The organism is Xylella fastidiosa (genome assembly GCF_011801475.1).
Classification (GTDB): domain Bacteria; phylum Pseudomonadota; class Gammaproteobacteria; order Xanthomonadales; family Xanthomonadaceae; genus Xylella; species Xylella fastidiosa.
On sequence record NZ_CP044352.1, the window covers coordinates 2,238,852 to 2,251,948 of the forward strand.

Consider the following 13,097-nt stretch of genomic DNA (forward strand, 5'->3'; position numbering starts at 1 on the left):
CGCCTCATATCGATTCCTTAAGAATAATTTCAGCAATACACTCGGCAGCATCAGATTTAGCCAATCCACGTGCAGCCTCAGCCATCGCCAAGCGACGCATTGGATTAGACAACAAATCACGCAACACCGACTCTAGATAGACATAAAATGCACGGTCCTGCTGCTGCAACAACAACGCAGCACCAGCAGCAACCAGATATTCCGCATTGCGCCTCTGGTGATCATCCACCGCCGCAGGAAAAGGTATCAACACACTCCCAACACCGGCTGCACACAACTCAGCCAACGTTGAGGCACCGGCACGACACACCACTAAATCGGCCCAGGAATACGCTGCAGCCATATCACTAATAAACGGTTCAACACGCGCAGCCACACCTGCATATGCATAGGCACCCTCCGTTTCAGCACGCAGCGCTTCGCCACACTGATGACGCACCTCCACAGCCACATCAGAATCAGACAACACCCGCAACACCACCGGCAACGCATTATTCATTACACGTGCCCCCTGACTGCCCCCAAGCACTAACAAGCGCACCGGACCACTGCGGCCAGCAAAACGTACTCCTGGTGCGGGCAGCGCAGCAATGTCCTTACGCACTGGATTCCCCACCACCTCCTCAGCAACAAAACTGCCCGGAAAACCAGATAGAACACGTCTCGCAACACGTGCCAAAACCCTATTAGTCATTCCAGGCGCACGATTCTGCTCGTGCACAATCAGAGGCAGACCCATCAAACGTGCTGCAATACCACCAGGACCTGCCGCGAAACCACCAAAACTGACCACCACACGTGGGCGATACCGACGTAATACCCGCATGGCAGCAAAAATTGCAGGTAACACACGCACAGGCGCACCAAGCAAAGCCAACATGCCATGACCACGCACACCGGAAACGGCAATGGTCTGTATTTCAATACCGTGCTTTGGTACTAAATGCGTTTCCATTTTTCCGGCTGCGCCCAGCCATACCACTGGTACACCACGGGCACGCAACACACCTGCCACCGCCAAACCAGGGAAAATATGACCACCGGTACCACCAGCCAAAATCATGACGGGGCGAAAGTGCGTCACCGCAGATTGGACCACTATGCTCATAGCACCTTCCCAAACACCGATGCCACGCGGGAGCGCATCTGACTTCCCCCCACCTGCTGCGATGCGGCCAATGGAGCACCAACAACCTCGTGCAGCAACATATCATCCGCACCAGACATCAATTTTTTGCGCAATCGATCCGCCCGATCAGCCTCGTAAGAAACACGTAGCAACAATCCCACCGCAACACAGGTCATCAGTACCGACGAACCTCCGGAAGAGACCAGCGGCAACGTCAAACCCTTCGTTGGCAACATACCCAGATTGACAGCGATCGAAACGAAACTCTGCAAACTGATCCACAACGCAATCCCTAAAGCCACATAACCTGAAAAATGACGCCGCATCTCCACACAACGCATCCCCAGCCAGAACGCACGTCCAACCAGCAATGTATACAACGCGATCACACTGCATACCCCGACGAAACCCAGCTCTTCTGCAATCACCGAAAAAATGAAATCAGTATGCGACTCAGGCAAATAATTGAGCTTCTGCACAGAGGCACCCAGCCCCACGCCGAACCACTCACCACGACCCACCGCCATCAACGCATTAGACAACTGATAACCGGAACCACGTTGATCAGCCCACGGATCCATGAATGACGTCATACGACGCATCCGGTATGGCTCAAACACCACGAGTGCGATGAGCGCCACCAGCGCCGCAAGAATCGGCATCGACATCTTTGGCAGATTCACCCCACCCAATACCAACATCCCTGCGGTAATGCCTAACAATAACGTTGAAGAACCAAAATCAGGCTGCATCAACAACAAACCAATCAGCAGAGCAACCACACTCAACGGCTTCAGCATCGCCGGCCAAGTCGCATTGACATCGTCACGGAAGCGCACCAGATAACTGGACAACCAAACAACATACAACACCTTCACCGCCTCAACCGTCTGGAACTTAGACACACCCAAATTAATCCAGCGCTTGGCACCATTAACACTGCTACCCAATCCCGGCACAAATACCAATAACAGCAACACAAAGCAGATCAAAAGAAGCACACGGTTGTACTGTTCCACCTTCTTAAGCTCAGTACGCATCACCAAAAAAGCTAAACAAACACCGATACTCAAAGACACCAAGTGCCGAATCAGATAATAAAACGGACTATCCGTCAGCTCGATCGAACTGGAAGCCACCATCACCACACCGAGCGAAGCCAAAGCCACGGCAGCACCCAAAAGCCACGGATCGTAAGAACCTCTCATTACCTCGAATCGCGCTGTCTGTGGCATAAAAACGTTCATCAGCGCACCTTCAACGTCGCAAGACCAACCAACACCAACACCACCGAGATAATCCAGAAACGCACAATCACGCGCGGCTCCGGCCACCCCTTCAACTCAAAATGATGGTGAATCGGCGCCATACGAAACACCCGCTTGCCGGTCAACTTGAAACTGGTGACCTGAATAATGACCGACAACGTCTCAATGACAAACACACCACCCATCACCACTAATACCAACTCCTGACGCACAATTACCGCAATCGTGCCAAGTACCGCACCCAATGCCAGAGCACCGATATCCCCCATGAACACCATCGCCGGATACGCGTTAAACCACAAAAAACCAAGACCCGCTCCAGCAATAGCCGCACAGATAATGATTAAATCGCCAGCACCGGGAATCGTGGGAATCTTCAGATAACTGGAAAACAAGGTATTCCCCGAAGCGTAAGCAAATACCCCTAATGCACACGCCACCAACACCGTTGGCATAATCGCCAACCCATCTAAACCATCCGTCAAATTAACCGCGTTGGAAAAACCAACAATCCAAAAATAAGTGATCGCCACAAAACTAATGCTGGTCAACGGCAATGCGATCGACTTGAACATAGGGATATAGAAAGTGACTGCCGCCGGCACATCAGCAGTAAAGTAAAGAAACAAGCCAGCAGCTAAACCAAAGATCGACTGCAACAAATACTTCCAACGCGATTTCAGACCATTCGGATCACGCCTCGCAAGCTTGATCCAATCGTCGTACCAACCAATCGCCCCAAAAGCCAACATAACCACCAAAACCAACCACACATAGCGATTACGCAAATCCCCCCATAACAACACCGACAACGTCACTGTCATCAAAATCAGCGAACCGCCCATCGTCGGCGTGCCAGCTTTAGAAAAATGCATCTTCGGGCCATCCTGACGGATCGGCTGCCCCCCCTTAAACTGGGACAACTTCTGGATCAATACCGGCCCGATCCACAGCGACAAAAACAATGCAGTCAATGCCGCCAAAATGCTGCGGAACGTCAGGTAATTGAACAACCCAAACAAACTTTCAAATTGCTGCAACCAACGGGCAAACTCAAACAACATGCGCTACGCCCTCCGCACTCGACAACAGAGCGCCCACAATTTTGTCCATCGCACTACCCCGCGACCCCTTCACAAGCACCCGCGGCGGCACCCCACCTGGTACATGCATCAAGTCATCCCACAACACCGCAGCCAACGCATCATGATCGGCAAACACATGTCCACCCTCACCAAACTCCCGCGCTGCAACTGCACTCAACTCACCCAGTGCATATAAACGGGCTACTTTGGCTTGACGTGCACGACGTCCAGCAGCGGCATGCAGCGCCACCCCCTCCAAACCAAGCTCGAGCATATCGCCAAGCACCAACCATCCTGGGCCGGAAGCAGCCGTCAACGTATCGATTGCCACATCCAGCGACCCAGGATTGGCGTTGTAACTATCATCAATCAATACCGCACCACCGGGTAAAGCATGCGCAACTTGGCGACCGGCCACCGACCGAGCCAAACCAAGACCAGCCGCAATCTGCGACAAAGGAATACCAGCAACCAACGCCATTGCTGCCGCTGCCAGCGCATTACACACATTGTGACGCCCAGACAGCGCCAAGCACACCGGCACCTCCCCCTGTGGCGTCACAAGTACAAAACGCACACTGTCCTCACTGAATTGCAGGCTATACGCAGTAACGTCAGCAGTTGCCTGCAAACCGAACCGCAACACAGCACAACCAGCCGGAACACACTGCTGCTCAAACCACAAAGCAAACGCATCATCCATATTGATCACAGCAGTACCACCAGGCCGCAACGCGGCATAGATCTCACCTTTGGTACGCGCCACACCAAGCAAGCTCCCCATGCGCTCCAAGTGCGCCGGTGCGATGTTATTAACCAACGCCACATCCGGCGTAACGATGTCAGTCAAATAACCGATGTCGCCCAACTTGCCCGCACCCATCTCATACACCGCAAAATCGGCATTATCGGGCGCGGCAATCACTGCCAACGGCAGGCCAATCTCATTGTTGCAGTTACCAGAACTCGCATAGACCACCGTACTACTCTGTGCCGCAGCATGCTCCAAAATGGATACAAGCATTGCCTTAACACTGGTTTTTCCATTGGACCCAGTCAATGCCAACACAAAAGATGTCCGGTCACGCTGCAAGGCTGAAGCAATCGCCGCAAGCGCGCGCTCAGTATCGGCCACAACGACCTGAGGAACATCCAACTCTGGCAAGACGTGATCAACCAATACCCCCGCCGCACCACGTGCCACCGCTTCGGCGCAGAATAGATGCGCATCGAAACGCTGGCCTCGCAACGCCACATACAACACGCCAACATCCAGCGCACGGGTGTCATGACCAATTGCACACACCCTGACATCCTCACCGTGCAGATAACCACCGGTCCAGTACGCAATTAACGAAAGTGGCATAGATCTCATCGGACAGTCTCCTGGGCCGACATTGCTGCCAGCACACGCATAGCAACCTCAGTGTCATCGAACGGATGACGCACCCCAGCAACCTCCTGATATCGCTCGTGACCTTTGCCAGCAATCAACACAACATCCCCTGCACTGGCTATACCAATGGCTGCCGCAATCGCAGCAGAACGGTCACGCTGCACTTTTACGAGGTTGGGACGCACAAAACCGGCCAGAATGTCAGCAACAATGCCATCACCATCCTCACCACGCGGATTATCATCGGTCACCAACACAACATCGGCGTTACTCTCGGCAATAACAGCCATCTGTGAACGTTTACCCCTATCGCGCTCACCGCCACAGCCAAACACACAAATCAAACGACCGCATACGTGGCTACTCAAACTGGACAACACCTGCCCCAGCGCATCAGGGGTATGCGCGTAATCAACCACCACCACAGGCTGCCCATCCTGACCACCCAAACGATTCATCCGGCCATGAATCGGCCGCAACGTCGACAGCACCGCAGCAATCTCAGACAGCGCGTAATCCAGCGCATAAAGAACACCTGCTACCGTAAGCAAATTATCAACGTTGAAACGTCCCATCAGAGGTGAACGCACCGGCGCACGATCCGCACCGATGACAAGATCAAACCCGATACCCTGAAGATTCAGACTCAGATGCTGCGCCATCACATCTGCATCCGTGTGACCACACACGCTGACTCCAACCCGCCGCACCCCATTGGCCAAACCATGTAACAGACGCAAACCGAAAAGATCATCCACATTGATCACCGCCGCCTGCACATCCTGATGCGCGAACAAGCGAGCCTTAGCCTCACCGTAGTGCTCCATGTCACCGTGATAATCAAGATGATCGCGCGTCAGATTGGTGAACACCGCAACGTCATAATGCACGCCATCCACGCGTCCCTGGTCAAGAGCGTGGGAACTGACTTCCATCGCCACCGCCTGCGCACCATCATCACGCAGTTGTCCCAGACACTGATGCAATTGCAATACCAGCGGCGTCGTGAAACCCGTCGGTACCAGCTGATCGTACAAACCCACACCGAGCGTTCCACAGGTCGCACTGCGCACACCCAGACGATGCCAAGCCTGGGCCAACAACTGCACAGTGGACGTCTTACCATTGGTGCCAGTGACCCCCACCATGGTCATCGCCTGCGACGGATGGCCATGGAAACGATCCGCCATCGCACCCAAACGCGCACGTAAACCATGCACTGCAATCGCACCATCCGGCACTGACACCCCCTGCGGTGCGGGCGGCTCAAACAAAATTGCAACAGCACCTCTGGCACACGCATCCTCAATAAAACACAACCCGTGAACGCCGAACCCTGCAACCGCGACAAACGCATCACCCGGCTGCACCTCACGGCTATCCATCACCAAACCAGAGATCACGACATCACGCGCTTGCGGAATATCGGGCAATAGCTGCGCCAATGGCATAGAACGCCTCATTGGCGATCTCTCTGAATCGCAGACGGCGATGGTGTCACCGTCGTAGGAATACCAGCGGCGACCTCATCGGCAGCATCGGGTACTAATGCCGGATCGGGATCGACCTGCCGCGGTGGCGTCCGCCCAGTTTTTCCTGCAGCCTGCGCAGCCAACCATGATTGAATGTCGTCAGGAGGCACATCCATCAACCGTAGCGCCCCCTCCATCACCCGATGGAACACGGGTGCAGATACCAAGCCACCGTAATACGCCTTACCCTGCGGATCGTTGATCACAATGACCGTGGCGAAACGCGGGCGCGTGGCAGGTACCAAACCAGCAAACAGCGCATTGTAATGACCGGATTCGTAGCCATTAGCGCCCGTTTTGCGCGCCGTGCCCGTCTTTCCAGCAACATGGTAGCCAAGGATCGCCGCGGCCTTAGCCCCTCCACGTGTGACCACCGTTTCCATCATCCCAATCACTTGCTGTGCAACCTTGGCATCAACGACTTGACGTGCCTCGGCATGATGGCCTTTCACAAACGTCGGCGGGACTAGCTTGCCGCCATTGCCCAACGTCGCGTACGCCTGCGCAATTTGCAACGGCGTCACAGACAGACCGTAACCGTAAGACATAGTGGTCTTGGAAGTACCGCTCCAACGTGCCGGTAAAGGCAACACACCGCTGGATTCACCAGGAAAACCGCTATGAGGCGCTGTCCCGTAACCAAAACCTTGCACCAATTCGTAGAACGTTTTGTCCGGCACCTTGGCGACGATCTTGGCAGCACCAATATTGGAACTGCGCGTAATCACACCAGTCACATTGAGCACACCGTTATTACGCGGCACATCGCGGATGGTAAAACGTCCCAGTGACAGATAACCAGGATTGGTATCAATGACCGTATCAGGGGTCACCACACCCGCTTGCAGCGCGGTCGCAACCGTCAACGGCTTCATCGTCGAACCTGGCTCAACCAGATCCGTCACCGCACGATTACGCCGTGCTGAAGAATTAATCCCGTTCACCGCGTTAGGGTTGTAGGTCGGCAAATTGACCATGGCTAAAATCTCGCCATTGTTCACATCCATGACGACAATCGAACCGCCAGCCGCTTGATTTTCAATAATGGCGTTGCGCAGTTCCTTATAAGCAAGAAATTGAATACGACGATCAATCGTCAACACCAAATCCTTACCCGGCTGTGCCGACCGGATCGCATCCACACTCTCCACAATCGCGCCACGCGCATCACGTACCACACGCTTGCTACCAGGCTTACCTGTCAACCAATCATCAAATGACAGCTCCAGACCTTCCTGGCCACGGTCATCAATATTGGTAAAACCCAATACATGCGCCATTGCCTCACTCTGAGGGTAGAAACGCCTGAATTCACGCTGCGCGAATACCCCAGGAATTTGCAACCCAAGAACGTGATGTGCAACGTCAGGATTGATCCGGCGCTTCAAATACATGAACTCTTTATCGGCCTTCTGCAACAAACGAGTACGCAGTTCTTCCATCGGGACATCAAGTACCTTGGCCAACTTCGAGATGGCATCAGGATTCCGCAATAGTTCCTGTGGATTTCCCCAAATCGACTCGACCGGCGTAGAAACCGCCAACGGCTCACCATTGCGATCTGTAATCATTCCACGCGAGGTCGGAATCGGTAGCTCACGCAAGTAGCGCGCTTGGGCCTGACGCTGATAGAAATCACTATTAATCAACTGCACGTAGGCAGCACTGGCGATCAACGTCATTGAACACAGGCCCAGCGCTGTACCGACCAGCAACAACCGACCACGCAAATTGAAATGACTGCGGAAGCGGTTATTACGGTTCTTCATGGACGCACCACAACGATCTCTTTGCTTTCCGGGAATCTCATCCCTAAGCGCTCACGTGCAACCTGATCAACCCGATTGGCTTCGGCCCACGTCGCTTGCTCCAACTGCAATCGACCAAACTCAATATTCAGATCATCACGTACCCGCTCGGCATGGGACAGCTCAACGAATAACTTTCGATGCAGATGGCGCATGTAAACCACACCGATCGCCGAAGCGACCGTACAAGCCAAAAGAATAATCAACAGCAGACGGCTCATCGCACCGCCCCCAACACATCCAACTTCTCAGCCACTCGAAGCACCGCACTGCGCGCACGCGGGTTAACCTCCAACTCATCCTCATCGGCCTTGATCGCACGACCGATCATCCGTAATAACGGCACGAAGGTCTGCACCTCAGGTAGGCGACGATTGGTAGGCGGCACCTTGGAATGACGACTGATAAACTGTTTGACGATACGGTCCTCCAGTGAATGAAAACTGATCACGACCAACCGCCCACCCGGGCGCAATGCTGCGAGTGCTGCTTCAAGACCAACCTCCAAATCCACCAACTCACGGTTCACATGGATACGGATTCCCTGAAAACTGCGCGTCGCAGGATGAATCCTGGATTTACAGGCACCAAACTTAGTGCGTAACATCACAGATGCAATTAATTCAGCCAACTGCACGGTACGTAACAACGGCTGATTGGCGCGGTAGGCGACAATCGCACGCGCAATACGACGGCTCTGTTTTTCCTCGCCGTAGGTCCAAAGTACGTCAGCGATTTCACGCTCGGAGACACGTGCCAGCCACTGCGCCGCACTCTCCCCCATCTCCGGATCCATGCGCATATCAAGCGGGCCATCCTTAGCAAAAGAAAAACCACGCTCTGGAACATCCAACTGCGGCGAAGACACTCCTAGATCAAACAACACACCATCCAAAGACTGTGGCGCAGCCAACTGCGCGAGCAAAGCAAAGCTGCCATGACGAATGACCACGCGCGGATCACAGCTGAACGCACGTTCAGCCATTGCGATCGCTTCTGGATCCTTATCCATCACTAGCAGTCGGCCTCCAGGGCCTAGTTGTTGCAGCACCCCTCGTGCGTGTCCTCCACGCCCGAATGTGCCATCCAAATAGGTTCCGTTTTCAACCACCCGCAACCCTTCCATGGCCTGGGTGTAGAGCACTGGGACATGAGTCATTGACAAGTGCGGTGCCAAGCCATCCAAGCACCCCTCGTCACACATCCGTCCCCACTCACAATCTGAGATCGAGTAGTCCATCGCCCAAATCACCATCAGAGAGTGTCTGCTGGATCAATGCGTGATGCGCCTGCTCGCTCCAAAGTTCAAACTTATCTCCCATTCCCAGCAACACTGCTTTTTTCTCAATAGCAACTGCACTCCGATGACTGGACGGAACACTAATGCGTCCATTGGCATCCAACTCCAATAGTGCCGAAGAACCAACTAGCTTCTGCTGTAGTACCCGAACCACACGATGCGCATTGGGCTTGACCATCAGCTCATCACGAACACGCTCCCACTCTTTTTCTACATACAACCAAAGACAACCGGCCTCAAACGGGTTGTACGTCAACACAAGACGATTGGCACTCATACGCGCGATGAGATCGCGATAGACCACAGGGACCACCATGCGTCCTTTATCGTCCAACGTAATGGCTGTCTCACCTTGGAACACCGTCGTAATTACCTTCAGGACTCTAAGAAGCCCACATCGAAGGGTTATTGAACCACAAAAAACCATAAAAAACCCGGATTACCCCCTTTTTTCCACCCATCATGAAATTTTAAAAAAAATCTTAACAATATTTAACAAACGCACTCATTTAATAATCAATAAGTTACGAAAATATTTATGAAAATTATTCGATTTATTATATAAATAATTGTTTTATATGGATTTTATAAAATAGATAATCGCAACTCTTCAGAATCACACCCAAGAAAGCCGAACATGAGAAGTGACATAAATCTCATTTAAAGAAAAATTTAAGTAGGACTGACCCATTAGATAGAAAAAACTATCCAGCAGCGCCTCATCTGTTCCATACGAACAGAAATAGCCACCTTGAATAAAAGACTCAAAACCAGGATGCACAACCGTCGTATGACGATTGGATCCATTCACCGACAGCAAGATATAGATATCGGCAAGCCCATACCGGAAATATCTGCCACTTATTCCTTCACTTGACACAACATCCGCAGAAGAAACAGGATGCTGTCATCACTGAGCCATGAGAAACACCACATCACCGCAATACCAACAACCGACGGCAATGCATGCAAAAACGATGATCCTATCACCCCTTGCGACTGCTGCTCCCCGTAAATTTTATAAACAGTAATGGATGGATAGATGATTCAGCCAATAAAAAAGGCACAAATACTTTTCAATAATGGCACCGCCATCCTAAAAACTTATTTTTGAAAAATGACGCCACACAATGCGAAAACACTTTTAAATAGAGCGTTATCTACCCCTTAAATCATAGAGGCGGAACCGCAACGGGAAAAAATGAACCACTAGAACCACTAGAACCACTAGAACCACTAGAACCACTAGAACCACTAATAGCATTCACCGCACATACCCCTTATATAAAATTAATCCTGAATTCACTCATTAATTAATATTAAATTTTAATATTTATACTGATCAACATTAATACCAAGACATCCTCCACTGATCGATTGGACACACACAAATTCCAAATAAAAAACCCACCATCATCAGATAAAACAAGCGCAGTATTCCAATAGATGGAGAATTCATCTTCCTGCTTAAAATAACCCACAGAAATAGGATTCCATTACTCGGGAAATTACATTGATATCAAAGACAAACGCACATCTCCGCGCTGAGCATCCATAACCAGCATTGCAATCACCCAGCCCACAGAGTGTGGTGCATCCTGAGTGACAAATACTGCGATACGAAAATATCTGTTATCAACCCCAGAAAATAACTTACATAAAGACAATCGCACCATCATGACTCAGCGATGCAGGTGACACATTCAAAGCACACCCCATTGAGACATTAAATTAATCATCACCACCATCACCACAATATAAATCAGAGACAATGGTCCGCCCACCTTCCATAATTCGCGTGGCTGATAATTGGCAGGTCCAGTCACCATTGAAATTACTGGATTGGAAACCGTCATCAGATTGTTTGACGCTGCTAGCGCCACAATCAGGCCAAATGCCGTCGGATTGCCATTTGCTGCCAACGCGACGTTAACCGCAATCGGAACCATCACAATCGTTGCACCAACGTGACTGATCACCAGCGAAAACGCCGTCGTCAAAAGTGCCATAGCCAACTCGATCGCCCATATCGGCATTCCATGCGGTAGCCGGTCAATCGTGTGTCCAGCCACCCAAGCCGCAGTGCCGCTGCTATCCATCGCCCAACCCAGCGGGATCAATCCGGCCATCATGAAAATCGTTTTCCAACTGATTGCAGTATAGGCCTCGTCCATGCGGATCACCCCAGTAACGAGCATACAAGCCACACCGGTCAGCAAAGTCAACGCCACCGGCAACTTGGCAGTCAGTGCAATCAAGATAGTGAATGCAAAGATTGCCATCGCAATCTTGAACTTATGCGGACGCTGCTCACCCTTAGGGTAATCAGTGACCGGGACAAAATCCCGGCTTTCTGCCGCTTGCGCTAAATCCTGCCAGAGACTGTGCAATACCAGCATGTCCCCGGCACGCAGCGGCACATTACGCACGTCTTCCCGAATCACATGCTTATCACGATTGATCGCCAGCAAACTAATCCCCATTTGTTTGCGCAAACGCAACTCGGTCGAGGTTTTATCAATAAAACGCGAATTGGGCGGGATCACCACCTCGCAAATCCCAGCACATGCAGGGTTGAACAAGTCACCAAGGTGACGCAATCGCGAGGACACATTCAACAATTGATTCTTTGCAAAACCAGCCACCTGCTGACGTGGCCCCATTGCACCAAGCACACTCCCCACCCAGATACGCATGTCCACTGGCGGACTCAAGCGCGTGTCGTTACCCGTTTTCAATGCCAATAACAGCGGCGCACCCTGAATGGTTTCAGCCTCACCTACAGTCATACCGACCAGTGGACTCTCCGCATTGACCACCAACTCAAAGACATCGGCATCAATGCCGTAGGTACGCGCAAAATAACTCTCGTGCCGCGCCGCAGTCACCTCTTCGTTAGCCAACTGCTCCTCTTGAATCAGCTTGCGGTCACCATAAAAAAAGAAGTAAAGCAACGCCGCAATCAGTAATGCCACGCCGATCGGCAGCGGGGCAAACATGCGCAACGGCTCAATAGTGGCGATTCCCGAAGGCAAATTGTTATTCGCCGATTGCAACAAATCATTTAGCAAAATCAACGGCGAATTACCGACCATGGTCAACGCACCACCCATGACGATCATCGCAGCAATCGGTAGCAATAATCGCTGTAGCGTCAGCCCGGTACGTGCCGCTAAACGCGCAGCAACCGGCATATATAACGCCATCACCGACGTGTTTTGCATAAATGGAGAGTTGAGTCCGGCAACCCCCAACGTGATCAACAACAACCGCCGTTCACTGCCATGCGAGCGACGCAACAGCCAAGCCGCTAAGCGATTCAACGCACCGGTACGTTCCAGTCCCGCACCCAAAATCGCCGTAGCGATGATGCTCATCACGGCATTACCGGAGAAACCGCCGAAAAGCTCTTCCGGAGGGATCAATCCCGTTGTCCCAAGCACCACTAACACAATCAACGCCACGACATCAGCGCGTATCCGCTCCCAAACAAACATTGCCATCGTAAAACCGACCAAACCGAGCACCAGCTTCATGTCATTGGTCAACGTCAAAGCAGTATCCATGGAGTGATGATGT

At 52.0% G+C, this 13,097-nt stretch carries 10 protein-coding genes; all 10 read right to left on the reverse strand.

Translation table 11 applies throughout. From position 1 onward, the window contains the following. Window positions 1–4 precede the first annotated feature (4 nt). On the reverse strand, window positions 5–1,108 hold the full coding sequence (gene murG / locus F7G16_RS10290; RefSeq protein ID WP_012382750.1) for an undecaprenyldiphospho-muramoylpentapeptide beta-N-acetylglucosaminyltransferase: 1,104 nt from the start codon (window positions 1,106–1,108) through the stop codon (window positions 5–7). Beyond that, window positions 1,105–2,376, reverse strand: a complete 1,272-nt coding sequence (gene ftsW, locus F7G16_RS10295) for a putative lipid II flippase FtsW (RefSeq protein WP_011098287.1) — start codon at window positions 2,374–2,376, stop codon at window positions 1,105–1,107. Before ftsW ends, murG begins: the two co-directional genes overlap by 4 nt. After that, window positions 2,376–3,461, reverse strand: coding sequence for a phospho-N-acetylmuramoyl-pentapeptide-transferase (gene mraY / locus F7G16_RS10300; RefSeq protein WP_004084478.1), 1,086 nt, complete (start codon window positions 3,459–3,461; stop codon window positions 2,376–2,378). Before mraY ends, ftsW begins: the two co-directional genes overlap by 1 nt. Further along, entirely contained in the window at window positions 3,451–4,857 is a 1,407-nt protein-coding gene (locus F7G16_RS10305; protein WP_004090484.1) for a UDP-N-acetylmuramoyl-tripeptide--D-alanyl-D-alanine ligase, read from the reverse strand. The genes mraY and F7G16_RS10305 overlap by 11 nt, the downstream gene beginning before the upstream one ends. Further along, entirely contained in the window at window positions 4,854–6,341 is a 1,488-nt protein-coding gene (locus tag F7G16_RS10310) for a UDP-N-acetylmuramoyl-L-alanyl-D-glutamate--2,6-diaminopimelate ligase (RefSeq protein WP_011098288.1), read from the reverse strand. The genes F7G16_RS10305 and F7G16_RS10310 overlap by 4 nt, the downstream gene beginning before the upstream one ends. Further along, window positions 6,338–8,179 (reverse strand): peptidoglycan D,D-transpeptidase FtsI family protein, encoded by a 1,842-nt coding sequence (locus F7G16_RS10315; protein WP_004090480.1) that lies wholly within the window; start codon window positions 8,177–8,179, stop codon window positions 6,338–6,340. Before F7G16_RS10315 ends, F7G16_RS10310 begins: the two co-directional genes overlap by 4 nt. Next, window positions 8,176–8,439, reverse strand: coding sequence for a cell division protein FtsL (gene ftsL, locus F7G16_RS10320; RefSeq protein ID WP_004084487.1), 264 nt, complete (start codon window positions 8,437–8,439; stop codon window positions 8,176–8,178). Before ftsL ends, F7G16_RS10315 begins: the two co-directional genes overlap by 4 nt. Continuing rightward, the gene (gene rsmH, locus F7G16_RS10325) at window positions 8,436–9,422 is read right to left on the reverse strand and encodes a 16S rRNA (cytosine(1402)-N(4))-methyltransferase RsmH (RefSeq protein WP_012382751.1); all 987 of its coding nucleotides are present in this window, start codon (window positions 9,420–9,422) and stop codon (window positions 8,436–8,438) included. The genes ftsL and rsmH overlap by 4 nt, the downstream gene beginning before the upstream one ends. A gap of 10 nt (window positions 9,423–9,432) precedes the next feature. Then, window positions 9,433–9,888, reverse strand: coding sequence for a division/cell wall cluster transcriptional repressor MraZ (locus F7G16_RS10330; RefSeq protein ID WP_100206164.1), 456 nt, complete (start codon window positions 9,886–9,888; stop codon window positions 9,433–9,435). A 1,333-nt stretch (window positions 9,889–11,221) separates the two neighbouring features. Beyond that, a complete protein-coding gene (locus F7G16_RS10340; RefSeq protein ID WP_004090475.1) occupies window positions 11,222–13,084 on the reverse strand; it encodes an SLC13 family permease in 1,863 nt (620 codons plus the stop codon). Between the last annotated feature and the right edge of the window lie 13 nt (window positions 13,085–13,097).